General features: G+C 72.1%; 26 protein-coding genes. 17 read left to right on the top strand and 9 right to left on the bottom strand.

What is annotated here, in order from left to right:
- Window positions 1–107: 107 nt before the first annotated feature.
- Together metK and ACZ4MH_RS28005 are read right to left on the bottom strand one after the other, a co-directional pair.
- A complete protein-coding gene (gene metK, locus ACZ4MH_RS28010; RefSeq protein ID WP_351586216.1) occupies window positions 108–1,358 on the bottom strand; it encodes a methionine adenosyltransferase in 1,251 nt (416 codons plus the stop codon).
- A 100-nt stretch (window positions 1,359–1,458) separates the two neighbouring features.
- On the bottom strand, window positions 1,459–2,274 hold the full coding sequence (locus tag ACZ4MH_RS28005) for an SDR family NAD(P)-dependent oxidoreductase (protein ID WP_351586218.1): 816 nt from the start codon (window positions 2,272–2,274) through the stop codon (window positions 1,459–1,461).
- A 448-nt stretch (window positions 2,275–2,722) separates the two neighbouring features.
- Between ACZ4MH_RS28005 and ACZ4MH_RS28000 the strand changes: the two genes are divergently transcribed.
- Together ACZ4MH_RS28000 and ACZ4MH_RS27995 are read left to right on the top strand one after the other, a co-directional pair.
- Entirely contained in the window at window positions 2,723–3,463 is a 741-nt protein-coding gene (locus tag ACZ4MH_RS28000) for a sensor histidine kinase (protein ID WP_351586220.1), read from the top strand.
- Window positions 3,463–4,128, top strand: coding sequence for a response regulator transcription factor (locus ACZ4MH_RS27995; protein ID WP_351586222.1), 666 nt, complete (start codon window positions 3,463–3,465; stop codon window positions 4,126–4,128). The genes ACZ4MH_RS28000 and ACZ4MH_RS27995 overlap by 1 nt, the downstream gene beginning before the upstream one ends.
- A 78-nt stretch (window positions 4,129–4,206) precedes the next feature.
- Here the strand turns inward: ACZ4MH_RS27995 and leuD are convergent, their stop codons facing one another.
- The gene (leuD, locus tag ACZ4MH_RS27990; protein ID WP_351586224.1) at window positions 4,207–4,857 is read right to left on the bottom strand and encodes a 3-isopropylmalate dehydratase small subunit; all 651 of its coding nucleotides are present in this window, start codon (window positions 4,855–4,857) and stop codon (window positions 4,207–4,209) included.
- A complete protein-coding gene (locus ACZ4MH_RS27985) occupies window positions 4,854–6,434 on the bottom strand; it encodes a 2-isopropylmalate synthase (protein ID WP_351586226.1) in 1,581 nt (526 codons plus the stop codon). The genes leuD and ACZ4MH_RS27985 overlap by 4 nt, the downstream gene beginning before the upstream one ends.
- A gap of 229 nt (window positions 6,435–6,663) precedes the next feature.
- On the opposite strand from ACZ4MH_RS27985, the gene leuC reads away from it, so the two are divergent.
- The 5 genes from leuC (at window position 6,664) to ACZ4MH_RS27960 (ending at window position 11,337) form a co-directional block, all read left to right on the top strand.
- A complete protein-coding gene (gene leuC / locus ACZ4MH_RS27980) occupies window positions 6,664–8,067 on the top strand; it encodes a 3-isopropylmalate dehydratase large subunit (RefSeq protein ID WP_351586228.1) in 1,404 nt (467 codons plus the stop codon).
- A complete protein-coding gene (gene leuB / locus ACZ4MH_RS27975) occupies window positions 8,064–9,149 on the top strand; it encodes a 3-isopropylmalate dehydrogenase (RefSeq protein WP_351586230.1) in 1,086 nt (361 codons plus the stop codon). Before leuC ends, leuB begins: the two co-directional genes overlap by 4 nt.
- 16 nt (window positions 9,150–9,165) lie before the next feature.
- Window positions 9,166–10,149: an aminotransferase class IV gene (locus ACZ4MH_RS27970; RefSeq protein WP_351586232.1), complete on the top strand. Its 984-nt coding sequence runs from the start codon at window positions 9,166–9,168 to the stop codon at window positions 10,147–10,149.
- Window positions 10,150–10,199: 50 nt separating this feature from the next.
- Complete coding sequence (locus ACZ4MH_RS27965; RefSeq protein ID WP_351586234.1) at window positions 10,200–10,610, top strand: RidA family protein; 411 nt, start codon at window positions 10,200–10,202, stop codon at window positions 10,608–10,610.
- Between the two features lie 121 nt (window positions 10,611–10,731).
- Entirely contained in the window at window positions 10,732–11,337 is a 606-nt protein-coding gene (locus ACZ4MH_RS27960) for a TetR family transcriptional regulator (RefSeq protein ID WP_351586236.1), read from the top strand.
- Here ACZ4MH_RS27960 and ACZ4MH_RS27955 read toward each other — a convergent pair.
- Entirely contained in the window at window positions 11,300–11,932 is a 633-nt protein-coding gene (locus tag ACZ4MH_RS27955) for a CGNR zinc finger domain-containing protein (RefSeq protein ID WP_351586238.1), read from the bottom strand. The two genes, ACZ4MH_RS27960 and ACZ4MH_RS27955, sit on opposite strands and share 38 nt — an antisense overlap.
- Before the next feature lie 65 nt (window positions 11,933–11,997).
- Between ACZ4MH_RS27955 and ACZ4MH_RS27950 the strand changes: the two genes are divergently transcribed.
- The 4 genes from ACZ4MH_RS27950 (at window position 11,998) to ACZ4MH_RS27935 (ending at window position 15,193) form a co-directional block, all read left to right on the top strand.
- Entirely contained in the window at window positions 11,998–12,846 is an 849-nt protein-coding gene (locus tag ACZ4MH_RS27950) for an alpha/beta fold hydrolase (RefSeq protein WP_351586240.1), read from the top strand.
- Between the two features lie 103 nt (window positions 12,847–12,949).
- The gene (locus tag ACZ4MH_RS27945) at window positions 12,950–14,383 is read left to right on the top strand and encodes an MFS transporter (RefSeq protein ID WP_351586242.1); all 1,434 of its coding nucleotides are present in this window, start codon (window positions 12,950–12,952) and stop codon (window positions 14,381–14,383) included.
- A 56-nt stretch (window positions 14,384–14,439) separates the two neighbouring features.
- Window positions 14,440–14,682 (top strand): hypothetical protein, encoded by a 243-nt coding sequence (locus tag ACZ4MH_RS27940; RefSeq protein WP_351586244.1) that lies wholly within the window; start codon window positions 14,440–14,442, stop codon window positions 14,680–14,682.
- A gap of 43 nt (window positions 14,683–14,725) precedes the next feature.
- Window positions 14,726–15,193, top strand: a complete 468-nt coding sequence (locus ACZ4MH_RS27935; protein WP_351586246.1) for a TetR family transcriptional regulator — start codon at window positions 14,726–14,728, stop codon at window positions 15,191–15,193.
- 114 nt (window positions 15,194–15,307) lie between these two features.
- On the opposite strand, the gene ACZ4MH_RS27930 is transcribed toward ACZ4MH_RS27935, so the two are convergent.
- From ACZ4MH_RS27930 to ACZ4MH_RS27920, 3 genes are read right to left on the bottom strand one after another with little or no spacing between them, the layout of a single operon-like run.
- Complete coding sequence (locus ACZ4MH_RS27930) at window positions 15,308–15,847, bottom strand: hypothetical protein (RefSeq protein ID WP_351586248.1); 540 nt, start codon at window positions 15,845–15,847, stop codon at window positions 15,308–15,310.
- A 33-nt stretch (window positions 15,848–15,880) separates the two neighbouring features.
- Window positions 15,881–16,675 carry a cyclase family protein gene (locus tag ACZ4MH_RS27925; protein WP_351586250.1) on the bottom strand — a complete coding sequence of 265 codons (795 nt, stop codon included), beginning with the start codon at window positions 16,673–16,675 and terminating at the stop codon, window positions 15,881–15,883.
- A gap of 56 nt (window positions 16,676–16,731) precedes the next feature.
- Window positions 16,732–17,574, bottom strand: a complete 843-nt coding sequence (locus ACZ4MH_RS27920) for a TIGR00282 family metallophosphoesterase (RefSeq protein ID WP_351586252.1) — start codon at window positions 17,572–17,574, stop codon at window positions 16,732–16,734.
- A 311-nt stretch (window positions 17,575–17,885) separates the two neighbouring features.
- On the opposite strand from ACZ4MH_RS27920, the gene ACZ4MH_RS27915 reads away from it, so the two are divergent.
- From ACZ4MH_RS27915 to ACZ4MH_RS27905, 3 genes are all read left to right on the top strand, one after another.
- The gene (locus ACZ4MH_RS27915) at window positions 17,886–19,280 is read left to right on the top strand and encodes a cation:proton antiporter (protein WP_351586254.1); all 1,395 of its coding nucleotides are present in this window, start codon (window positions 17,886–17,888) and stop codon (window positions 19,278–19,280) included.
- Window positions 19,277–20,056 (top strand): SDR family NAD(P)-dependent oxidoreductase, encoded by a 780-nt coding sequence (locus ACZ4MH_RS27910; RefSeq protein ID WP_351586256.1) that lies wholly within the window; start codon window positions 19,277–19,279, stop codon window positions 20,054–20,056. The genes ACZ4MH_RS27915 and ACZ4MH_RS27910 overlap by 4 nt, the downstream gene beginning before the upstream one ends.
- 124 nt (window positions 20,057–20,180) lie before the next feature.
- Window positions 20,181–20,774, top strand: a complete 594-nt coding sequence (locus ACZ4MH_RS27905) for an adenine phosphoribosyltransferase (protein WP_351586258.1) — start codon at window positions 20,181–20,183, stop codon at window positions 20,772–20,774.
- A 106-nt stretch (window positions 20,775–20,880) separates the two neighbouring features.
- Here ACZ4MH_RS27905 and mtnP read toward each other — a convergent pair whose 3' ends face one another.
- Window positions 20,881–21,792 carry an S-methyl-5'-thioadenosine phosphorylase gene (mtnP, locus tag ACZ4MH_RS27900; protein WP_351586260.1) on the bottom strand — a complete coding sequence of 304 codons (912 nt, stop codon included), beginning with the start codon at window positions 21,790–21,792 and terminating at the stop codon, window positions 20,881–20,883.
- A 273-nt stretch (window positions 21,793–22,065) separates the two neighbouring features.
- Here mtnP and ilvD point away from each other — a divergent pair, with 273 nt between their 5' ends.
- The 3 genes from ilvD to ACZ4MH_RS27885 all read left to right on the top strand — a co-directional run bounded on the left by ilvD (window position 22,066) and on the right by ACZ4MH_RS27885 (window position 24,855).
- Entirely contained in the window at window positions 22,066–23,736 is a 1,671-nt protein-coding gene (gene ilvD, locus ACZ4MH_RS27895) for a dihydroxy-acid dehydratase (protein ID WP_351586262.1), read from the top strand.
- A 105-nt stretch (window positions 23,737–23,841) separates the two neighbouring features.
- Window positions 23,842–24,246 carry a DUF1330 domain-containing protein gene (locus tag ACZ4MH_RS27890; protein WP_351586264.1) on the top strand — a complete coding sequence of 135 codons (405 nt, stop codon included), beginning with the start codon at window positions 23,842–23,844 and terminating at the stop codon, window positions 24,244–24,246.
- A gap of 33 nt (window positions 24,247–24,279) precedes the next feature.
- Window positions 24,280–24,855, top strand: coding sequence for an Rv1733c family protein (locus ACZ4MH_RS27885; protein ID WP_351586266.1), 576 nt, complete (start codon window positions 24,280–24,282; stop codon window positions 24,853–24,855).
- Window positions 24,856–24,881 lie beyond the last annotated feature (26 nt).

Here is a 24,881-nt window from a genome sequence, read left to right as displayed (position 1 = left end):
GCGCCAGGGCCGGCCCGGTCAGCGCGGTACCGGCCCTGTACGACGAACACGGCTCGGGCGAAGCCGACTACGGCTCGGGCGGAGCCTCGGGTGGAGCCGGGGGCCGCTCAGGCGGTGACCCCGGCTGCCGCGCGGAGCTCGGCCACGCGGTCGGTGCGCTCCCAGGTGAAGTCCGGGAGCTCGCGGCCGAAGTGGCCGTACGCGGCGGTCCCCGCGTAGATGGGGCGGAGCAGGTCCAGGTCGCGGATGATCGCGGCGGGGCGGAGGTCGAAGACCTTGCCAATGGCCTGCTCGATCGCCGCGGCCTCCACGGTCGCGGTGCCGAAGGTCTCGACGAAGAGGCCGACCGGCTCGGCCTTGCCGATCGCGTAGGCGACCTGCACCTCGCAGCGTCGCGCCAGCCCGGCCGCGACGACGTTCTTGGCGACCCAGCGCATCGCGTAGGCGGCGGAGCGGTCGACCTTGGAGGGGTCCTTGCCGGAGAAGGCGCCGCCGCCGTGCCGGGCCATGCCGCCGTACGTGTCGATGATGATCTTGCGGCCGGTCAGGCCCGCGTCGCCCATCGGGCCGCCGATCTCGAAACGCCCGGTCGGGTTCACGAGGAGGCGGTAACCCTCGATGTCGAGCTTGATGCCGTCCTCGACCAGTTCGTTCAGTACGTGCTCGACGACGAACCCGCGGATGTCGGGGGCGAGCAGCGAGTCCAGGTCGATGTCGCTCGCGTGCTGCGAGGAGACGACCACGGTGTCCAGGCGGACCGCGCGGTCACCGTCGTACTCGATGGTGACCTGTGTCTTGCCGTCGGGGCGGAGGTAGGGGAGCGTGCCGTTCCTGCGGACCTCGGACAGGCGGCGGGAGAGCCGGTGGGCAAGGCTGATGGGCAGCGGCATCAGTTCCGGGGTCTCGTCGGTCGCGTAGCCGAACATCAGGCCCTGGTCGCCGGCGCCCTGCCGGTCCAGCGCGTCGTCGGACCGGCCGTCGGAGGCGGCCCCCTCGACCCCCTCAGCCCCCTCGACCCGCTTCTCGTACGCGGTGTCCACGCCCTGGGCGATGTCGGGGGACTGCGCGCCGATGGAGAGCGACACGCCGCAGGAGGCGCCGTCGAAGCCCTTGGCGGAGGAGTCGTAGCCGATCTCCAGGATCTTCTCGCGTACGAGCTGGGCGATGGGCGCGTACGCCGTGGTGGTGACCTCGCCGGCCACATGGACCAGTCCGGTGGTGATCAGCGTCTCCACCGCGACACGGGAGGCGGGGTCCTGACGCAGTAGCGCATCGAGGATCGTGTCGCTGATCTGGTCGGCGATTTTGTCGGGATGGCCCTCGGTCACGGACTCCGAGGTGAACAGCGTTGAGGCCATGGGATCTCCGTAAGTTGTTGGGCAGCCCGGGAGGGCCGGGTCTGGCCGAGCGAGTCAAGGCGCCACGGGCATACGTACATTGACGGGCCGTCAGGGCGTATCAGGCTGCCTCGCGCTTGCGCAGCCGCAGCGCACGCCAGGTCGCGTCCGCGGTCCAGCCGCCGTCCACCGGCAGGGCCGTGCCGTTGACATACGCGCTGAGATCGGGGTCGGCGAGGTAGGCGACGGCCTCGGCGATGTCGTTGGGGGAGGCGAAGCGGGCGAGCGGCACGCGGTCGACGATGTCCTCCGGCGTGTAGGCGCCCGAGGCGAGGTCGGCCTCGTCCATCTCGGTCTTGACGAAGCCGGGGCAGACGGCGTTGACACGGATGCCGCGTCCGCCCCACTCCACGGCCAGGGTGCGGGTGAGGCCGAGCACGCCGTGCTTGCTGGCGTTGTAGGCGACCCGGTCGGGGATGCCGCCGAGGCCCGCGATGGAGGCGATGTTGACGATTGTCCCGGGCGCGTCGGAGTCGAGCATGGCCGTGCCGAAGGCCCGGCTGAGCAGGAACGGGCCGGTGAGATTGACGTCGAGTATCCGGCGCCACTGGGCGGCCCCGGTCGTCTCGGCCGGGGCGATCATCCCGATGCCGGCGTTGTTGACCAGGACGTCGACCCGGCCGAAGCGGTCGAGGACCTCGTCCTTGGCGGCGGCCACGGCGGCCTCGTCGGAGACGTCGGCCGTGATGCCGATGGCCTCGGTTCCCGCAGCTCGTACGGCGTCGAGGGCGTCGAGGGTCTCCTTGGGGTGCTCCAGGTCGATCAGGGCGAGCGAGTAGCCCCGGGCGGCGAGGACTTCGGCGATGCGACGGCCGATCCCCTGGCGCGCGCCGGTGACGACGGCGACTCTGGCGTTGGCGTTCATACCGTTCTTCATGGGCTCCAGCGTCGCTGTGGCGGCCGTGCGGCCACATCCGGCGAAGGTGACAGCGGGCACTGTGCTTTGGGGACACGGGCCGTGGCGCGGTGGCGCACGGTCGGCGCGCCAAGGAGGCACAGTCGGCGCACCAAGGGGGCAGGACCGGTGCGCCGAGGGCCGGGGGAGGGGCGCCGAAGGGCGGGGCCCAGCGGGGTGATCGGTCGTCAGCGGCCCTACCCAAGTTACATAAAGAGCGCTATCTTTTGTTTCGTGAGCGCCTGAAGGGAGGCGTGTGATCGGCGGACCGATTTTCTGTGACAAAGGCCCGGCATGTCGGCCGGATCCCCTCCGCCGCGCCGTAATTGATGCCGCCGTGCCCGCCGGAGCGTGCATTCCGAGCGCGCATTCGGTGCGTTCACCTCCGACCATCCCCGACAGCGGACGATGCTTGAGGAAGTGCTGTGCGATGACACGCAATGCGACGACGCCACAGGGCCGTGCCGGTGTACTGGACCGTCCTCCGATAGCCGAGGACGGCGGGCCGCCGGGCCGAGCGGCGGCAGCGAGTATCCCGGCGGCCGGGAGAGCACCGGCGGACGGCCGGGAGAGGACCGCCGGCGGAGACCGGCCGGCCGGGGCCGACGACCTCTTGGCCCCGGCCGACCGGCAACGGCTCAGCCGTGAGCTCCACGACCGCGTCGCCCACGCCATCGTCGTCGGCCTCAACTCCTTGGAACTCAGCGAGTTCTATGCCGCCGACGACCGTGCCGAGCGCGCCCGCGACAAGTGGGCCGACGCCGTGCGCCTTCTCCACCAGGCCCTGCACACGACCAAGGAGCTGGCCACCCGGCTGCGTACCCCCGGCGCCGAGCTGCAGCGGGCCCTGAGCCATCCGCGCCCGGCCCCACCCGGCAGCGTGGACGTCGGCGAGATCTACCTCATCTTGCGCGAGGCCGTGGGGAACGCCCTCGCCCACGCGGGCGCCGAGGACATCACCATCTCGCTGCGCACCCGGGAAGGCGCGATGGTCGCCGAGGTCGCCGACGACGGCTCGGGCCTCCAGCGGGGCGAACGGGACCGCTCCGCGGGGCTGGGCCTCACGTCCATGAAGGAGCGCGCCGCCTTACTGGGCGGCTCACTGCGTACGAGCCCGGGGCCCCATGGCGGCACCCGCATCACCCTCACGGTACCGCTGGCGGCCCGGTGATGACGGGGGCGGACGCGCCGGCCCGGGTCGTCATCGCCGACGACCACACGCTGTTCCGCGAGGGCATCGTCGAGATCTGCGAAACAGAGAGCGATCTGCACGTCGTCGGCCAGGCGGAGCACGGCGAGGAGGCTGTCGCGCTGGTCCGCAGGAGGAGTCCCGACGTCGTCCTGCTGGATGTGGAGATGCCGGGCCCGGGCGCCGAGGAGACCCTCGAACAGGTGCTCAACGTTCCCGAGCCGCCCCGCGTCGCCGTCCTGACCATGCACGATGACGCACGCATGGTCAGCCGACTGCTCGCGATCGGAGCCCAGGCGTACATCTCCAAGAGCTCCACGCGCGAGGAGCTGCTCGCCGCGATCCGGGCCGTACGCAGGGACCCCGACCGCGTGGTGCTCTCCGTCGCCAAGGAGACCGTCAGCCGCCTGGAGCGCCCGGCCCAGGGCCCGCTCTCCGCCCGCGAACTGGAGGTGCTCGGCCTGGTGGCCCGCGGCCTGAGCAACGCCCAGATCGCCGGCGAGCTCTACATCTCCGAAGGCACCGTCAAACGCCATCTGACCAACATCTACCTCAAGCTCGAAGTGCGCTCCCGCATGAACGCCATCAACAAGGCCGTGGCCATGCGGCTGCTCCCGGCCGCCGAGCCCGGCGCGGCCGCACGCTGACCCGGCGCAGGAAGGCCGCCCCGGATCCCGGGGCGGCCTTCCTGCATGGGGGACGGCGCGGCAGTGTGGCGGCAGGGATCACCCGGCTTCCGCGGGTCCTGACGCACCGCCCGCCGTACGGCCGGCCGCACCCGAGGCCACGACCCGCGGCAGCCACACCGGCCGCCGCCGCTCGTGCGCGTCGATGCCGCCGCCGCGGCGCAGCGTGATCTCGATGTCGTCCAGCCCGTTCATCAGCTGCCAGCGGCTGTGCTCAGCGATCTCGAACGGTATCCGCAGGCTCCCGGCCAGCACGATGCGCTCGTGCAGATCCACGGTGACCTCGGCCGCCGGGTCCGCCTCGATCAGCTCCCACAGCCGTTCCACCGCCTCCTCCGGCACCCGCGGCGTCACCAGCTGGTTCTTCGCCGCGTTGGCACGGAAGATATCGCCGAAGGAGGGGGCGATCACCGCACGGAACCCGAAGTCGCGCAGCGCCCACACCGCATGTTCGCGCGAGGAGCCGATGCCGAAGTCCGGGCCCGCCACCAGCACGCTCGCCCCGGCATACACCGGCCGGTTCAGTGCAAAATCCGCGTCCTGCCGCCAGCGGTGGAAGAGCGTGTCCTCATATCCCGTACGCCCCAGGCGTTTGCAGAACTCGGCCGGGATGATCTGGTCGGTGTCCACGTCGCGACGGCGCAGCGGTGCCGCCGTCCCGGTGTGCCGTACCACGGGTACCGGACTCATGCCGTCACCTCCGCAACGAGCCGCCGGGCCACCGAGCGCAGCGCCCTGGCCAGGCTCTCCTCCTTCGTCGCCGCCACGCCGACACCCCAGCGGGTGGTCGTGCCCACCGACGCCTCGGCGTACGCCACGTGCCGCTCCTCGCCGGCCCGCGGCCCCTGTATCCGCGTCTCGCTCACCGTGCCCTCCAGCGCGTGCCGGGACAGCAGCGCGTCCAGTACGGCCTGCGGTGACGACCGGTCCTCCACCGGGCCCGGCAGCGCGGCACCGTCCGCCTTGTGCAGATACACCTCCGTGAACCACTCCAGGAGCTGATCCGCCGTCACCTCCCTGCCGTCCTCGGCCTTGGTCTGCACGATCGAGGCGAACTCGATCTGCAGCCGCCGCGGCAGCTCGAAGGCGTGCTCGGTCCGCATCAGATGCGAGACGCCGCCCTTGCCCGACTGCCCGTTGATCCGGATGAGCGCCTGGTAGTCCCGGCCCACATCGCGCGGATCGATCGGCAGATACGGCACGTCCCACACCGGCGAACCGCTCTCCTCCAGCGCCCGCAGCCCCTTGGTGATCGCGTCCTGGTGGGATCCGGCGAACGAGGTGTAGACGAAGTCGCCCGCCCAGGGGTGGCGCGGCGAGACCGGCATCCGGTTGCAGTGCTCGGCCACCCGCCGCGCCTCGTCCAGATCGCCGAGGTCCAGGCCCGGGTCGATGCCCTGCGAGTACAGGTTCATCGCCAGGGTGATCAGGCAGACGTTGCCGGCCCGCTCGCCGTTGCCGAAGAGGGTGCCCTCCACCCGGTCGGCGCCGGCCAGCAGCGCCATCTCCGTGGCGGCGACCGCTGAGCCGCGGTCGTTGTGGGTGTGCAGGGTCAGCGAGATCGCGTCGCGGTACGCCAGGTTGCGGTGCATCCACTCGATACGGTCGGCGAACTCGTGCGGCGGATAGGCCTCGACCGACGCCGGCAGCACGATCCGCACCTGGTCCGCCGGCTCCGGGCGCCAGAGCTCCAGGACCGCGTTGTGCACCTCCAGCGCGAACTCCGGCTCGGTCTGCGTGAAGGACTCCGTGCCGTACTGGAGGTAGATCTCGGTGCCCGGCAGCGAGTCGCGCAGCTTCAATGCCCGCTCCGCGCCCCGCAGGGCCAGCGCCTTGACCTCGGCGCGGCTCATCCGGAACACCGCGCGCCGCTGTGTCACCGAGGTCGGATTGAAGATCTGCACGATGGCGCGCGGCGCGCCCTCGATGGCCTTGACGGTGTCCTCGATCATCCCGTCGCGGATGGGGGACATGACCTGGATCGTCACGTCGTCGGGAATCGCGTCCCGCTCGATCACATCGCGGGTGAATTCCAGGTCGGCGCGGCTGGACATCGGAAAGCCCAGCTCGATCTCCTTGAAGCCCAGCCGCACCAGCAGGTCGTACATCACCCGCTTGCGCGCGATGTCCATCGGCTCCAGCAGAGCCTGGTTGCCGTCTCGCAGATCGACGCTGCACCAGGTCGGCGCCCGCTCCGGCACGCGGTCGGGCCAGGTCCGATCGGGCAGCGTGAACGGTCGGTACCGACGGTACTTGTGTACGGGCATGCCGCCGGCGCGTCGCTCCGATGCATTCTTTCCGGGAGAGTAAGTCACGGCCCGAGTGTCACCCCGGCACCGCCGCCACCGCGCCCGACGATGGATGTATTTCCGGAGGCAGTCGGGCGGAAGTGCCTGTGACTTTCGTCGTACTGGCCCTGCGCTCATACGCCCCGAATGGAATTCCTCGCCGATTCTTCTTCAAATGCGGGAATCCCGAGCGGTACCGTCCACGGCCATGGGTCTTACCTTGGCCGAGAAGATATGGCAGGAACATACCGTCGACCGGGCGGAGAATCTGCCCGACCTGATCTACATCGATCTGCACCTCATGCACGAGATGACCAGTCCGCAGGCCTTTGACGGGCTGCGGGCGGCAGGCCGCGGCGTACGCAGGCCCGACCTGACCGTCGCCACGGCGGACCACAACGTTCCCACCGACCTGATGGCGGGACGCCGCACCATCGCCGACCCCGTGTCCCGCGCCCAGGTCGGCGCCCTGCGGGAGAACTGCGCGGAATTCGGCGTCGAGCTCTTCGACCTCGACCACGAGGACCAGGGCATCGTCCACGTCATCGGACCCCAACTGGGCCTCACCGAGCCCGGCATGACCATCGTCTGCGGTGACAGCCACACCAGTACCCACGGCGCGCTCGGCGCCCTGGCCTTCGGCATCGGCACCAGCGAGGTCGAACACGTCCTGGCCACCCAGACGCTCGCGATGCCGCCGTTCCGCACCATGGCCGTCAATGTCGAAGGCACCCTGCCCGCCGGCGTCACCGCCAAGGACCTCATCCTCGCCGTCATCGCCCGCATCGGCACCGGCGGCGGCCAGGGATACGTCATCGAATACCGCGGCGAGGCCATTCGCGGCCTGTCGATGGAAGCCCGGATGACCGTGTGCAACATGTCCATCGAAGCAGGCGCCAGGGCCGGGCTCATCGCCCCCGACGACACCACCCTCGACTACCTCAAGGGCCGCCCGCACGCCCCCGCCGGCGCGGCCTGGGATGCCGCCGTCGCCCACTGGCGCACCCTCGCCACCGACGCCGACGCCGTCTTCGACAAGGAGATCACCCTCGACGCCGCGGAGCTCGGCCCGTACGTCACCTGGGGTACCAACCCCGGCCAGGGCGGCCCCCTCAACGGCACCGTCCCCGACCCGGACGCCTTCGCCGACCCCGGCGAACGCGAAGCCGCCCGCACCGCATTGGCGTACATGGACCTCGCCCCCGGCACCCCGCTGCGCGCCATCCCCGTCGACACCGTCTTCGTCGGCTCCTGCACCAACGGCCGCATCGAGGACCTGCGGGCCGCGGCCGAGGTGCTGCGCGGCCGCCGCGTCGCCGACGGCGTGCGCGCCCTGATCGTCCCCGGCTCCACCCGGGTACGCCTGGATGCCGAGGCCGAGGGCTTGGACAAGGTCTTCCGCGAGGCCGGGGCCGAATGGCGCTCGGCGGGCTGCTCGATGTGCATCGGCGTCAACCCCGATCGTCTCCAGGCCGCCCAGCGCAGCGCCTCCACCTCCAACCGCAACTTCGAAGGCCGTCAGGGGGACCGCGCCCGCACCCACCTGGTCTCCCCGCCGGTCGCGGCGGCCACCGCTGTGCTGGGCCGCCTCGCTTCCCCGGAGGACCTGTGACCACCCCCGGTACCGCCCCCACCGCGCGGCCACGCATCGTCGCCCTCCCCGGTGACGGCATCGGCCCCGAGGTCGTCGCCTCCGCCCTGCACATCCTCCGCGCGGTCGGTGACTTCGACGTGCGCGAATACCCCATCGGTGCCGCCGCCATCGACCGTACGGGGCGGCCGCTGCCCCCGCAGACGCTCGCGGCCTGCACCCGGGCCGACGCCGTCCTGCTCGGCGCCGTCGGCACCGGAACCCAGCCCGCCGACCCCGACGCACCCCGCCCCGAACAGGGCGTACTCGAACTGCGCAAGGCCCTTGGCCTGTACGCCAACCTCCGCCCCGTGCGCCCCTTCCCCGCACTGGTCGACGCGGGCCCCCTCAAACCCGAACGCACCAAGAGCGTCGACCTGATCGTCGTCCGCGAGCTCACCGGCGGCCTGTACTTCGGCCGGCGCGCCCGCACCGCCGACGACGCCTACGACACCTGTGCCTACACCGTCGCCGAGATCGAGCGCGTCACCCGTGTCGCCTGCGAACTCGCCGCCGGCACCGGCCGCCGCGCCCGCGTCACCTCCGTCGACAAGGCGAACGTCCTGGACACCTCACGGCTGTGGCGCGAGACCGTGACCCGCGTGGTCGAGCGCGAGTACCCGCAGCTCGCCCTCGACCATCTCCTCGTCGACACCGCCGCGATGCGCCTGGTCACCGACCCCGCGTCCTTCGACATCGTCCTCACCGAGAACATGTTTGGCGACATCCTCAGCGACGAGACCGCAGCCATCGCAGGCTCCCTCGGACTGCTGCCCAGCGCCTCCCTGCCCGGGCCGCCCGACCCGGCCGCCGGCGTCCGCGGCGGGCTCTTCGAACCCATCCACGGCTCGGCTCCCGACATCGCGGGCCGCGGCCACGCCAGCCCCCTCGGCACCATCCTCTCCGTCGCCCTGATGCTCCGTCATGGCCTCGGGCGACCCGACGCCGCCGACGCGGTCGAGACCGCCGTCGAACGCGCCCTGGACGCCGGGCTGCGCACCCCCGACCTCGGCGGCACCGCCACCACCGACGACACCACCCGCGCCGTGCTCGCGGCCCTGTGAAGGAGGCGAGCCCACGATGACCCCGCCCACTTCGGCCTACACCTACTGGGACGGCCCCGGCGCCCGGCACACCGCGCCCGGCCGCGGCATCCCCTTCGGCAGCAGCAGCGTCCAGCACGGCACCGCCGTCTTCGAAGGAATCCGCTGCTACGCCACACCGGAAGGGCCCGCGCTCTTCCGCCTCGACGACCATCTGCTCCGGTTGCTCGACTCCGCTCGCCTGCTCGGCATCCACCACGACTACGACCTGGCCCGGCTGCGCGAAGCGGCGCTGCGGGCCGCGGCCGAGTGCGGCTTCGCCGACGCCTACGTACGGCCCGGACTCTTCGCGGCCGACCCCTTCCTGAGCATCGACCTGTCCACCGTGCCCTTCACCCTGGGCATCGAGGTCTGGCCGATGGCCGCGCCGCCCCCCGAGGCGGTCGCCGGGCGGACCCAGGCGCACGTACCGGCGCCGGGCGTGCGGCTGACCGTCTCGCCGTGGCGCCGCCCCTCGCCGGAGACCTTCCCGCCGCGCGCCAAGGCCGTCGGTACATACGTCACCTCGGCCCTGGCCAAGACCGCGGCCCTGGCCGCGGGGTTCGACGACGCGCTGCAGCTCGACTGCGTCACCGGCCGGGTCGCCGAGGCCACCGTCTCCAACGTCTTCCTCGTCACCGACGGGCGGCTGCGTACTCCGTGGCTCACCGACAGCCTGCTCGCCGGCATCACCCGCGACACGGTGCTCACCCTCGCCCGCGACCTGAGCCTGGACGTCGAGGAAGGACCGGTGGAGGTGGCCGACGTCAGCGCGGCGCAGGAGGTCTTTCTCACCGGCACCGCCAGTGAACTCGTCCCGGCGGCAGCGTTCGAAGGCCGCCCGTACGCACAGGAACGCCCGGTGTTCGACGCGATCGCGGCGGCGTTTCGCGCGACGGTGACGGGGCGCGCCGCGCCCGCGGGCCGCGCTGCTCATCCGGAGTGGCGTACGCCGGTATCGGCAGCCGTGCCGATCTCCTGAACCACCACCCGACCGGACACCACCCACACCCTCACTTCTGGAGGACAGGCATGAGCACGACCACCAACGAGCGGCAGCTCTTCAGCTCCGGTTCCCCGTTCGAGTCCCTCGTCGGCTTCTCCCGAGCCGTGCGCGTCGGCCCGTTCGTCTCCGTCTCCGGTACGACGGCCTCGGGCCCCGACGGTCCGGTCGGCGGCGACGACGCGGGCAAGCAGGCCGCCGAGAGCCTCGACCGCATCGCCGCGGCCCTGAAAGAGGCCGGCGGCGACATCGGCGATGTCGTCCGCACCCGCGTCTACCTCACCGACATCGCCGACTTCGACGCCGTGGCCCGCGCCCATGCCGCGGTGTTCGGGGAGGCGCGCCCGGCGGCCACCTTCGTCGGCATCTCGGCGCTGGCCAACCCCGCCCTGCTGGTGGAGATCGAGGCCGACGCGATCCTCCCGGAGGCCGGCCGCTGAGTACGGAGCTGCCGCCGAGCGGCGTACGGAGCGTCAGGGCCGCGTCCCGCGCACTGCTCCGTGCGCCGCTTCCGGCGTCCCGGCGCAGGGCGGGCGGGTGGCCGAGGAGGAAAGGCACTTGGTGATCCAGCAACGAGCCGCACGGACACGCCGGCGTGTCCTGGAAGCGGGCGCCGCGGAGTTCGCCCGGCGGGGCTACGCCGCCACCACCCTCACCCACATCACGCGGACGGCGGGGGTGACGATGGGGGCGATCACCTTTCACTTCGCATCGAAACAGGCGCTGGCCGACGCGGTCTGCGCGCAGGGGCACCGGATCACCCGGGAGGCCGTGGCACGCAGCGCCGAGGACGCGGCCTGCGCGCTGCAGGCGGTGGTCGACATCACCCGGGTACTGGTGGTGCTGCTCGGCGAGGACGACCTCGTGCGTGCGGCGAGCCGGCTGGGCGGCGAGGCGGGGGACCGGGCCGGCTGGTACGGCGTATGGCTGCCGAGCCTGCATGCGGTGAGCGCCCGGGCGGCCCGCGAGGGAGCACTGCGGGCAGGGGTGGATGCGGCCACGGTGACCGTACTGGCGGTCGGCCTCGTGGCGGCGGCGGAGACCGCCGGGCTGCACGCCGCCTGCGCCCACACCGGCACTCCGGCCGCGGCCCAGCTCACCCGGGCCTGGCGGGCCCTCCTGAGCGCCGTCACGCCTCCGGGGAACGCCCCCGACCCGTCCCGCTGACCTCGCCGGAGTCGCCTGCGGCCGCGAGCCGGCGGGCGCGGTGCTTGGCGACGTTGAGGCGATTGCCGCACAGGTCGGGCATGCAGTACCGGCGCCGCCCGGCCTTGCTCGTGTCGACGAACATCCCGTCGCACACGGGCGAGGCGCAGTGGCGGATGCGGTCGTGGTTCAGCGCCCGCAGCACGCCCAGCAGGCCGGTGCCGATCATGGCGGCCAGCTCCTCGGCGAGCGAGGCGTCCGGGCCCGTGGTGAGGTACCACTGCCAGCGCCCGTCCGCGTCCCGCTCCAGGGACGGACCCATGCCTGCCCGCCTGACCAGCGCGTTCGCGCCCTCCGCCACCCGGTCCTCGCTGTCGGACTCCAGCAGCGCACGCAGCTCCTGGCGCAGCGCGAGCACCTGCTCCAGATCCTTTTCGGTCGGCCGGCGGCCGGGCGGCGCGGTGTCCACGGGGACCTCGTACTCGCTGAGGAAGCGGCCGAGCGCGGCCGGGTCCACGAGCATCTCGCCGGTACTTCTGCGGACGAGGGCGGAGGTGTTGACCAGGTCGGTCGCGACGCCCGCACCCAATGCGTAATCGGAAAAAGGAATCTTCAAGCCTTACTCCATGCTACGGTAATCGGAGAACCTCGACTATACCCCTTAGGTCTGGAGGGATCGGCATGAGCACGCATGCCCAACCCGCCCCGTGGCAGCTCTACCAGCGCGTACCGGTCGCCGCCGGCGAGGTCGCCACCGGCGTCTTCGGCGAGGGCCCGCCCGTCGTCCTCGTCCACGGGACCCCCGCCTCGTCCTACCTCTGGCGGAGCGCCGTCCCCGCGCTCGCCCGCCACCACACCGTCTACGTCTGGGACCTCCTCGGCTTCGGCGCCTCTCGTATCGCCCCCGGAGCCACCCCCTCCATCGCCCAGCAGGCCCGTACCCTCGCCGAGCTCGTCGACCACTGGGGGCTCACCGCACCCGCGCTGGTCGGACACGACATCGGCGGCGGCGTCGTCATGCGGGCACACCTCCTCGACGGGGTACCGGCCTCCCACCTCGCCCTCCTCGACGCCGCTGTCCTCGGTCCCTGGAACACCCCCTTCACCGAGCACCAGCAGCGGTACGCCGAGGCGTACCGCACCATGCCGACGCACATCTTCGACGACATCGTCACCGCCCGCCTGCGCACCGCCGTGCACCGGCCGATGTCCGAGGAGGCCGCCGCGGCCTACCGTGCGCCCTGGGCGGGCCCCGAAGGCCAGCGGCGCTGGATCGACCAGGTCTGCGCCGTCAGCTTCGAGGACACCCGCGCGGCCGTGGACCGGCTGGGTGAGGTCGCCGTGCCCACCCTCGTCCTGTGGGGAGCCGAGGACGAGTGGCTGCCGACCGCCACCGGAGACCGGCTCGCCGCCGCCATCCCCGGCGCCGAACGCGCCACCATCCCCGGCGCCGGCCACTTCGTCGCCGAGGACCAGCCCGAGGAGACGGCCAAGACGCTGGTGGAGTTCTTCGGGCGAGAGCGCGGCTGACCGCCTGCCGAAGCGCCCGCCGCCGCTTCCCCGAGGTGCCCGCCGCCTCCTGAAGTGCCCGCCCCCCCCCGCGAAGTGCCCGCCGCTGCCTGGAGGATTCGCCATGCCAGCCCTCACCCCGCCCACCCCCGCGCCGGGTTCCCCGCCCGCCGCCGAGCCAGGGGCCGCGGCGTTATCGACGCCGTGGAAGGCGGCCGGCGCGCCCCCGGCTGTCGCCCTGCTCGCCGCGCTCCTCGGCTTCCTCGTCATCACCGTCGACGTCTCCGGCGTCAACATCGCGCTCCCCGCGATCCGTTCGAGCCTGCACGGCGGCATGGCGGGCCTGCAGTGGGTCGTCGATGCCTACACCCTGATGTTCGCCGCGCTGATGCTCTCCGCCGGCTCCTTCGCCGACCGCTCCGGTGCCCGCCGTGCCTACGCCGTCGGCGTCACCCTCTTCACCGTCGCCTCCCTCGCCTGCGCCCTCGCGCCCGGCATCGGCACCCTGATCGCCGCCCGTGTCGTCCAGGGCAGCGCCGCCGCCGTCGTCATGCCCGCCTCCCTCGCCCTGATCCGGCAGACCTACGACGACCCCGGCCGCCGGGCCCGCGCCATCGCCCTGTGGTCGGTCGGCGGCTCGCTCGCCATGGCCATCGGCCCCGTACTCGGCGGTGTCCTCACCGAAACCGCGGGATGGCGCGCCGTCTTCCTCCTCAACCTCCCCGTCGGCGCGCTCATCCTGGCCCTGCTCACCCGTGTCCCCGCCTCGGCCCGCCGCCATGTCCCCTTCGACCCGGCAGGCCAGGCCTCCGCCGTCCTCGCCCTCGCCGCACTGACCTACGCGGTCATCGAAGGCGGCCACGCGGGCCGCCCGACCTGGCAGTCCGGCCTCGCGCTCGGCGTCGCGGCGGCCGCGGCCCTGGCCTTCCGTACCGCCGAGGCCCGGCATCCCGCGCCGATGGTGCCGCTGGAGCTGCTCCGGCAGCGCGAGGTCGTCGCAACGCTCACCGTCGGCTTCGCCGTCAACGCCGCCTACTACGGCACGATCTTCCTGCTCGGCCTCTACTACCAGCAGCTGCGCGGCATGTCCGGCACCGCCGCCGGGCTGATGTTCGTCCCCACCGCCGCTGTGATCACCGCGGTCAACATCCTCTCGCCGCGCCTCGCCGACCGGTACGGGCGCCGCCCCGTCATCGTCTGGGGCCAAGCCCTGCTCGCCCTGGCGATGGCGGCGCTGCTGGCGCTCGGGCCCAGTACGCCCGCCTGGCTCGTCCTGGTACTGCTGCTGCCCTTCGGCCTCAGCGCGGTGACCGTGCCGGCGCTGACAGCGCTGCTCATGGACAGCGTGCCGGGCCACCGCGCGGGCACCGCCTCCGGGCTGCTCAACGCCATGCGGCAGACCGGCGGCGCCCTCGCCGTCGCCCTCTTCGGCACGCTGCTCGCCGGACCCGCCGACGGCGGCTTCTCCGTCGGCGGCCTCCACCTCAGCCTCGCCCTCGCCGCGGCCCTGCTGTGCGCGACCACCCTGCTGGCACGACTGCTGCTGCCCCGCGACTGACCGGCCGGCCCGCTTCCTGGGACCGCCGGCTCATCACCGGAAAGGACCGGACGCTCATGAAGGCACTCCTCCGCTCCCTGCTACGCCTCGTCCAGGACGTGGCCTACGGGATCAACGCGGGTCACGCCGTCCGCCACGGCGCCCCGCTGCCCGCCCGCCGCTCCGGAGGCCGTACGCCCCAAGGCCCGGCACCCGTACGTACGCCCGTGGAGCCGACGGCACCGGTACGTCCCGCACCCCAGCCCCGCCGCACCGCGCCCCCGCAGCCCGTGCGTGGCCTCTCCCGCCGCGCGATCTGACCCGCCGGCCGGCGCACCGCCGGCCTTCCGAACGGAGAACCCCGTGGACACCATTGCCTTCCTCGCCTATCTCGACGGCCGGCAGACCCGCTGGCAGCTCATCCTCGACGACTGCATCGACGACGCCGGTGCGGACCCGCGCGCCCGGCTCCTCGCCGTCTTCGACGCGCTGAAGGAGTGGGCCGTCTCCCCCTCCGGCTTCCGCAGCTGTGCCTTCGCCCACGCCCAGGTCGAACTCGCCCGCCCCGATCACCCGGCCCGCAGCGTCGTCGCCCGTCACAAGAAGGCCCTGCGCGAGCGCGTACGGGAACTCGCCGAGGCCACCGGGGCGCCCGCCCCCGATCTGCTGGCCGACCAGCTCCTGCTGCTGTACGAAGGCGTCATCGCCCAGTACACCGTCGGCACCGTCGAGAACCCGGCGGACCGGGCCCATGCCACCGCCCGCCAGCTCATCGCCGCCGCGACGCCGTATCCGCTGGACGCCTTCTGGGCCGGCCCGCGGACCGCCTGACCGCGGACCGCCTGACCGCGGACCGGACGTGGACGCACACGGACGCGGCGTGCCGGGGGAGAGAACTCCGAAGAGCCTCCCCGGCACGCCGCGTCCGTTGCCCGGCGGTACGTCCTACGGCTGGGCCACCAGCGTCACATGATCGACGCCCTTGGCCGACGGAATGCCCGTGCCGAGGCACTTGAGCGCATCGGGGGTGGGCGAGGCGAGCACCCGGGTCGCCGCGTACCCCGCGAACCGGCCCTCGGTCACCTGCCCCACACCGGCCGCGACGGTCTGGCCCGCGGGGCGCCCGACGGCGTACGTGAACGTGGCGGTGGACTTTCCGCCGGTGTTCCAGCGGAACTTCGGCGAGCCCACCGTGATCAGCTGATTGGACACACAGCTGGACTCCACGGTGTAACTGGAGGAGAAGGTGACCGAGGTGACGGCGCCGCCCGTGCAGGACAGCTTGCTGTGCGCCACGACCTTGGTGGGCCGCTTCTGCACGGTCAGCCCCGGCGAGAACGTCTCCGCGATGGTGCCCGAGCAGGTGATGACGCGCGGCTCGGCCGCACCGGCGGCCTGCGCAGGCGACGCGGACAGCGTGCTGCCCGCCACCGCGAGCAGCAGCGCACCGGACAGCCGGACAGTACGGCGCATGGTGGAACGCATGGTGACACCCCTTCAGAAATCCCTCAGTGATCTTCAGTCGTCGGTTGCGGGCGGCAGGAACGCCACCGCGCGTCCGGGCGCTCCCGTACCGCCCTCGACCTTCAGCGGCAGAAAGCAGAACCACGCGCCGCGCGCGGGCAGCCGGTCCAGCCCGGTCAGGCACTCGACGTACACCGCACCCGCGCTCAGCCCGCGGACATGGACCGGCACGCCGTCGTGCGCGGCGCCCATCGACGGCGCGTCGATGCCGACACACCGCACGCCGCGGTCCAGCAGCAGCTCCATCGCCGCCACATCGGGCGCCGGCCAACCGGGCGCACGCCCGGTCACGATCACGTCGTACAGATACGCGTCGCCCTCGGGGCCGCGCCGGTACCGCGTGTCCCAGCCGGTCCGCAGCAGTACCACCTCGCCGGGGACCAGCCGTCCGTACCGGCGTTCCCACGCGGTGAGGTGGTCCGCCGTGATGAAGGGACTCACGCCATCGTCGCCGCCGCCGGCCGCGAGGGCCGTGACGTCCACGACGGCCGCAGGCCCCATCAGCTGCGCGACCGGCACCCGTTCGGCGGTGACCTCACCCGCGGGAGCGGCGTTCGGCAGGCCGGAGTCCGGGGGAGGGACGAAGTGGCTGGGGGCGTCGAAGTGCGTCCCCGTGTGCTCGTCGATCGCCATCCAGCGGGTGGAGTAGGGAGCGCCGCTGCGGTTGTACGCCGCCTGGGCCCCGTCCTTCCGCGTGGCGAACCAGCTCCAGACCTTGTGCTGAAAGGGCTGATGGGCGGGCCAATGGCAGGGCAGGTCCTCCGCCAGCGACAGCGAGAGGTCGTGCACTTCGAATCCCTGAAGGGGTGACAAGGCAGCTGCTGTGCCCGGTAGTTGACCAGCCGTCATGCTGCCGCTCCCTTGTCGCCGAGCCTCGTCCGGGGCGCGTGGGCCGCGTCGTCCTCCGGCCAGGACACCCGCTCCAGCCGTACGGCACGCCCGTGACGGATCTCCAGGACCACCGCGCCCAGCACGAGCGGGCCCGGGCTCACCGACGGCATCGCGCCGGAGAACGGATTCCCCGTCTCGCGCAGCCCGGAGACGAGGTTGGCGGGTGCGAAACCCTGCACTCCGTCGCCCGGTCCTGTCATGCCGACCTCGGTGACGAAAGCCGTACCGCCGGGCAGCAGATGCAGCGGCCCGGTCGCCTCATGGGTATGGCTGCCGAGCACGGCAGCGGCCTCGCCGTCCACCGCGTGCGCGAAGATCTGCTTCTCCAGCACGTGGTCGCCGTGGTAGTCGACGATCACGGCACCCCGCTTGTCCGCGGCGCGCCAACCCTCGTACGCGGGAAGGAACTTGCCGGCGGTGGCCTTGACCGACTTCATGGCGCAGTGATCGGCCAGATTGACCACCGTCACCGTTTCACCGGCGGCCGTGACATGCAGGACCCCCCGGCCCGGTACCCCCGGCGCGAGATTGGCCGGGCGGACGACCTGGGGGAGGTCCAGCAGTCCGACGGACTCCTCGCTGTCCCAGGAGTGATTACCGCCGGTGATGACATCGGCGCCGGCCTCCAGCAACCGGTCGACCTGTTTGGCGCCCATGCCGAGACCGTTGGGCGCACTGTTCTCGGCATTCACCACCACCAGGTCGACCCGGTGCCGTTGGCGCAGCTCGGGCAGGCTCTCCGACAGCCGCTCGGTGGCGGGTTCTCCGACGACGTCTCCGCAGAAAAGGACGATCACGGGCGACTCCTTATCAGGTCGAATTCGGGTCGTATGACACAACGCAGTACATGCGCACCGAGTCTTGCCGCCCGCGCGGGAGACCCGCATCGGCCACGGGTCGTACGACTCCTGCCACCTAAGTGCCGCCGGTACGAGCGCATGCGCCCGTCCATCCGGGAATTCCGCGCCACCCGTACGGGAATTTCGCGGTATCCGCGCACCCCCAAAGGCCCTTTTTACTGCGCCCTTTACGCCGATACGGAACTGCGTATCACGTCATTACGCTGCCGGGCAGCCATGTCCACCAGCCAATGAATTCCGGAGGCCAGATGTCGCTGTCAACAGCCGACGTCGCCCATTTGCTGATCGCCCTCCTGGTCCTCGTCGTCACCGCACATGCCGTGGGCCGGTTCTTCGCCCGGCTCCGGCAGCCACCGGTGATCGGCGAGGTCGTGGGCGGCCTGCTGCTCGGGCCGACCGTCCTGGGCGCCCTCGCACCCCACTTCACCGCGCGGCTGTTCCCCACCACGGGAGCGGTCGCCACCGGACTCGATGCCGTCAACCAGATCGGCCTGCTCCTGCTGATGTTCCTGGCCGGTGCCGAGCTGCGCGTCCGCGCGGGCGCGCGGGAGCGCCGCACCGCCGCGATCATCGCCGCCGCGGGACTGGTCCTGCCCTTCGTCGCCGGCGTTCTCGTCGTACGCCTGGTGGGCCACCGCGACTTCGCGGGGCCGAACGGCACCGCACTGTCCCTCGCCCTCGTCTTCGGCATCGCCACCGCGGTCGCCGCGATCCCGGTGATCTCCCGGATCATCATGGACCTCGGCATCCAGGACACCTCATTCGCCCGCATCGTCCTCATGGTCGCAGTCGCCGAGGACGCCGTCCTCTACATCGTCCTCGCCGTCGTGCTCGGCCTCGCCGCGGTCCAGTCCGACGAGGCCGTCGGCCTGTGGGCCGCGGTCGGCACCGACGCGCCGCTGCCGACCATGGCGTACTACGTCGTCGCCACCCTGCTGTTCTTCACCCTCACCATGGTCTGGGGGCCGCGGTTCTTCCGCTGGCTCGCGAGCCGTCGGTGGAATCCGGTGGAGCGCCAGAACCCCACCGCCTTCCGCCTCTCGGCGCTCTTCGCCGGCGTCGCGGTGTGCGCGGCCCTGGGGATCAACACCGTCTTCGGCGCGCTGATGGCCGGGATCTGCGCGGCCCGCAGCGACTCCGGCAGCGGCGATCTGCAGGCGGAGGGCCGGGCCCTGCACGCCTGGGAGGCGATCCGGCACTTCTCCCTGGCCTTCTTCGTCCCGGTGTACTTCGCGCTCGTCGGCCTCCGCCTGGACCTGGCCCGCCAGCTCGACCCGCTGTTCTTCGCGTGGTTCCTCGTTCTGGCGTGCGTCGTGAAGGGCGGCAGCGTCTGGCTGGCCGGGGTGCTGGCGGGGGAGGGGCGCGGCGTATCGACCCGCCTCGCGGTCGCGCTCAACGCCCGCGGCACGCTCGGCGTCCTGCTCGCGAGCGTCACCTACGGCGCGGGCATCATCAACGCCCAGTTCTTCGCCGCACTGATCCTGATGTCCATCGTGACCTGCCAGATCGCCGGCTTCTGGCTGGACCGCGCCTGCCGCCGCGACGCCTTTGCCACCGGGCCGGCAACGAGGTCGCCCGGCCTGCTCACCCCGCCCGCGCCGGACCGTACGGCACCGGCCTCGATCCCCCAGGAGGTCCCATGACAGCGCCACCGCCAGCCCGCAGCCTCAGCGGCAAGTCCTGCCTGATCACCGGCGGTGCCCAGGGCATCGGCCGGGCCACGGCCGAACGCTTCGCCGCGGAAGGCGCCCGCCTCGTCCTCGGCGACGTCGACGGCGAGGCCCTCGCCAAGCTCGCCGCCGAACTGACCGCCGAGGGCACCGAGGTCCACACGGTCACCGGCGATGTCGCGGATCCGGGCGCCGCGTACCGGATGACCGACGCGGCCATGGAAGCCTACGGACGCCTGGACGTGCTGGTCGCCAACGCCGGTGTGCTGCCCCTGCAGCGGATCACCGAGGCCACCGCGCAGGACTGGGACCATGTCATGGCCGTCGACGGCCGTGGCATGTTCCTGTCCTGCAAGTACGCGATCGAGGCGATGCTGCTCAACGGCAGCGGCTCCATCGTCTGCCTGTCCTCCATCTCCGGGCTCGCGGGCCAGGAGTCGCAGAGCACCTACGGCCCGGCCAAGTTCGTCGCCTCCGGGCTCACCCTGCACCTGGCGGTGGAGTGGGCGGCGCACGGCATCCGGGTCAACGCCGTCGCGCCCGGCACCATCAGGACCGACCGCGTACGGCGGCTCCCCGACGAGCCGGGCGGCGCCGAGTACCTCGCCGACATCACCCGGCGGCACCCGCTCGGCCGGATCGGCGAACCCGGCGAGGTCGCCGCCGCGATCGCCTTCCTCGCCTCGGACGAGGCCTCCTTCATCACCGGAGCGATCCTCCCGGTCGACGGCGGCTATCTGGCCCAGTGACCCGACGCCCGCCCGCCCGGCACCCGCACGCCCGACGCCCGCACGCCCGACGCCCGCACGCCGGACGCCCGCGCGCCCGGCCCCCCGGCCACCGGCCGGCCCACCCACCACGAGAGCAGGAGAGATGACACCCCAGCCCGCGACGACTCCCGTAGTCCCGCCCGCGCCGACCCCCGCTGCGCCCGGTGCGGCCGCCCTCCGCGCTGCCGTACGGCAGCGGATCCGCGTCTTCCCCGACTTCCCCGAGCCCGGAATCCAGTTCCAGGACCTGACGCCGGTCTTCGGCGACCCGGCACTCGTCAGGCGGCTGGCCGCGGCCTTTGCCGCCGCCTTCGCCGGCGAGTTCGACCGGGTGCTCGCGATCGAGGCCCGCGGCTTCATCCTCGGTACGGCCGTGGCCGCCGCAGCGGACCGCCCGCTCGTCCTCGCCCGTAAGAAGGGCAAGCTGCCGGGGCCCGTACACCGTGCCGAGTACGCGCTGGAGTACGGCACCGCCACGCTGGAGATCCAGCGCGAGGCCCTGGCGCCGGGCGACCGCGTCCTGGTGGTCGACGACGTCCTCGCCACCGGCGGTACGTTCGCGGCGGCCGGCGAGCTGGTCACCGACGGCGGCGGGGAGATCACCGGGTATGCGGTCGCCGCCTCCATCGGCGGCCTCGACGGCGCCGCTCGCCTGGCCCCGGCCCGGGTCTTCTCGCTCCTGACGACGGAGGGCTGATCTGACGACGGAGGGCTGACGGCCCGGTACACCGGCGGTTCCGTATGCCGAGAGCCTGGCCCCCGCACCAGCGGAGGCCAGGCTCTCGGCTCTCACTCGCGTGCGGTCAGGCCGCGGGCCTGTGCGCCTCCGTGGCGAAGTACTTGCCCACCAGCAGCTTGTGACGGTCCCTGGTCACCTCGGAGACGGCGTCCAGCGGAGTGATGATCGATGCCGCCAGCGCGTCCTGGCAGCCGCACTTCGGCTCCGGGTCCAGCGATTCGAGCAGCGCGACCATGCTCGCCTTGGCGGCCGCGCTGTTGCGCCGCATCACCTCCGCCACCCCGCTCGCGCTCACGTCCTCGGTCTCGGCACGCCAGCAGTCGTAGTCCGTGACCAGCGCGAGCCCGGCGTAGCACAGCTCCGCCTCGCGGGCGAGCTTGGCCTCCGGCACGGCCGTCATCCCGATGATGTCCAGCCCCCAGGAGCGGTAGAGCTCGGACTCGGCCCGGGTGGAGAACTGCGGGCCCTCCATGCAGCAGTACGTACCGGAGGCGTGCACGGCCGCATCCGTCGCCCGCCGTGCTGCCGAGCCCAGCAGCCCGCGCAGCCGACCGCAGAACGGCTCCCCGAACGGCACATGCACGACGATGTTCTCGTCGAAGAATGTCGTCTCCTTGCGGCCCCGCGTCCGGTCCACGATCTGATCGGGCGTCACCAGATCGCCGGGCCGGAAGTCCTCGCGCAGACTGCCCACCGCGCTGACGCTGATCAGCTGCCGCACGCCCAGGCTCTTGAGTGCGTAGATGTTGGCGCGCGCCGGCACATGCGTGGGCACGATCTGATGCCGCCGCCCGTGCCGCGGCAGAAAGGCCACCCGGATTCCGCCCAGCGAACCGACGATCAGCGCATCGCTGGGATCGCCGTACGGAGTCGTCACCCGCACTTCCCGCACACCGGTCAGCGCTTCCAGGTCGTACAGCCCGCTCCCGCCGATGATCCCCACCTGAACCGTGTCATCATGCCTTTCGGCTGCCATTCCGCCCACACTCCATTCCGTTTTGCTCCTCGCAGGGAAACATGAATTCTCCGCTCGGACGCTACCGTTCGGCCCGGCGGCGCATAATTCACGGCCGGTGCACTCCGATACATCTCCCTGCGCACCCGGCTCCCACGAAAGTCGTACGCGCCTGTTCCTCATGGCCCGAGATCCGCCGCATCCGCGAATTTCCCTGCTGGGCCCGGGATTCCTCTCGTAAGCTCCGACGCACCGAGACAGCAAGAAAACCCGAAATCGGTTCCCGGAGGGGCGATGCCAGCGAATCCGTTTCTGTGTGGCAGTGACCGTGCTCCGGCGCGTGCGGCGTTACGTGCGACCGGCCTGTCCACCGAGGACCTGTCCCGGCCGATGATCGGCGTGGCCCACAGCTGGATCGGCACCATGCCGTGCAATCTGAACCACCGCCGCCTGGCGGAGTCCGTGATGCAGGGTATCCGCGCGGCGGGCGGCACCCCGATGGAGATCAACACCATCGCGATATCCGATGTGATCACCATGGGCACGGAGGGGATGCGCACGTCCCTGGTGAGCCGCGAGGTCATCGCCGACTCCATCGAACTCGTGGGCCGCGGGCATGCGTTGGACGGCCTGGTCACCATCGCTGGCTGCGACAAGACCCTTCCCGCCGCCGCGCTGGCCCACGTACGCCTCGGCCTGCCGGGCCTGATCCTGTACTCCGGCACGATGCTGCCGGGCAGCTTCCGCGGCTCCGAGGTCACCCTCCAGGACGTGTTCGAGGCCGTTGGCCGCAATGCCGCAGGCGAACTGGACGACGCGAGCCTCGGGGAACTGGAGCGCGCCGCCTGCCCCGGCGCGGGCGCCTGCGCGGGCCACTACACGGCCAACACGATGGCCATGGCCCTGGAATTCCTCGGCCTCAGCCCCTTCGGTTCGATGGATCCGCCCGCCACCGACCCGCGGCGGACGGAGGTCTGCGAGTCGGCGGGCGCACTGGCCATGCGACTGGTCGAGCAGGGCCTGACCCCGGAGAAGATCCTTTCCCCCGACGCGTTCCACAACGCGATCACCGCGGGGACCGCAACGGGCGGCTCCACCAACCTCGTACTCCACCTCCTCGCGATCGCCCACGAGGCAGGCATCCCGCTCGACCTGACGGACTTCGACGCGATCAGCTCACGTACCCCGGTCATCGCCGACCTGCGCCCCAGCGGGCGTTTCACGGCGGTCGACCTCGACCGCGCCGGCGGCACCCGTCTGGTGGGCCGGGCCCTGGACGGGGCGGGACTGCTGAACGGCGGCGCGCCGACGGTCACGGGACGGACCGTGGCAGAGGAGGTGGGCGAGGCCCGCGAGACCCCGGGCCAGGAGGTCGTCGTGCCGGCCGGGCGCGCGCTGAGCCGGACCGGCGGACTGCTGATCCTGAAGGGCAATCTCGCGCCTGCGGGCTCGGTGGTGAAGGCGTCCGCGTCGGCCACGCCGCGGATGACGGGACCGGCGGTGGTCTTCGACCGCGAAGAGGACGCGATGGCGGCGGTACAGGCCGGTCGCATCCGCCGGGGCGATGTCGTCGTCATCCGGTACGAGGGCCCGCGCGGCGGTCCGGGCATGCGCGAGATGCTGGGCGTGACGGCCGCGCTGGTGGGCCGTGGCCTGGGCCCGCACGTGGGACTCGTCACGGACGGCCGCTTCTCGGGCGCGTCACGGGGCCTGATGGCCGGTCATGTGGCCCCGGAGGCGGCGGTCGGCGGACCGCTGGCCGCGCTGCGCGACGGCGACCGCGTGACGATCGACCTGGAGCGGCGTGAACTCTCGGTGGCTCTGTCACCGTCCGAATTGGCGGACCGCCTGTCGAACTGGACCGCACCACACTCGCGTTACGACTCGGGCGTGTTGGGGAAGTACAGGTCCTTGGTGTCCTGCGCATCGGTAGGGGCGGTGACATCACCGATACACACGACGTGAGGCCGACGAGCCCTCGAAGCCCTCGAAGCCCTCGAAGCTCTCCAGGCTTTCGAAGCCCTCTACGAGACCGATGATGGACAGACCACAGACGGGAGAATGCGCGCCATGGCGGTGGACCCCACGGGAAAGAGCCTGAAGCAATTCCTTCTGGAGGACCCCGATGCTCCGGTAGTGATGCTGAACCTGCTGCGTTTCGCGCCCGGGGGAGGGGGCGAGGGCTATGCGGACTACCTCCGGCACTTCCGCCCGCACGCCGAGCGCGTGGGCGCCACGATCCTGTACTACGGCCTGGGCGCCGCCCCCGTCGTCGCCGAGCCGGGGCAGGACTGGGACGCCGTGCTGCTGGTGTCCTATCCGTCCCGTCACGCCTTCTCCGAGATGGTCCGCGACGAGGACTACCAACGCGGTACGCACCTGCGCACGTCGGCGGTGACGGAGGCGGTACTGCAACCGACGACGGACGCCGCAGCACGGGTGTGGGGCGCGGGCCCGGCAGAGGCGGGCCACTGACCGGCACACCTCGGAGCGTAAGGAGGCGTGGCCATGCCGAAGAAGTGGCTGTGGCGCTGGCGGAGCAATCCGCTCAAGCGGCCGTCCGACGTCTTGGAGGCGGTGGTCCTGCTCGTCGCCATGGTGCTCGTGGCCGTCGGGGGCCCCACCGTGGCTGTCATGACGGGCCGAGCGGCTCAGGACACCGTCCGGGAACAGCGTCAGGAGCGTTACCCCACCACCGCCGTTCTCGTGGCCGACGCCCCCGGCCGAACGACGGGCGCCTACGACATGCGAGGCGCTCACGACACGGTGAGCGCTACCGTCCGCTGGCGCGACGAACGAGGCTCTGTCCACACGGGCCTCACACAGGTCGAGCCAGGCCGTAAGGCGGGGACGAGAGTCCCGGTCTGGCTGGACGGCCGAGGCCGCCTCACCCACCAGCCGCTCCCCCCGATCGCCGGCGCCGTCGGAGCCACGCTGGTCGGCGGCCTGCTGGCGCTCGGCTGGTGCGCCGCGGTGTCGGCCACGGTCTGCGGCGTACGCCGGTACCTCAACCACCGGCGCGCCCGGCAATGGGACCGCGAATGGTCCGAGGACGGCTCCCTCACCCAGCACAAACGCACCTGACTCTCCGTCACTTGCGGCAAAACCCA

The sequence above is a fragment of the Streptomyces sp. NPDC026301 genome (genome assembly GCF_055567935.1).
Note: the sequence above shows the minus strand (reverse complement) of the source record. Positions and strands in the feature narration are given on the sequence as shown.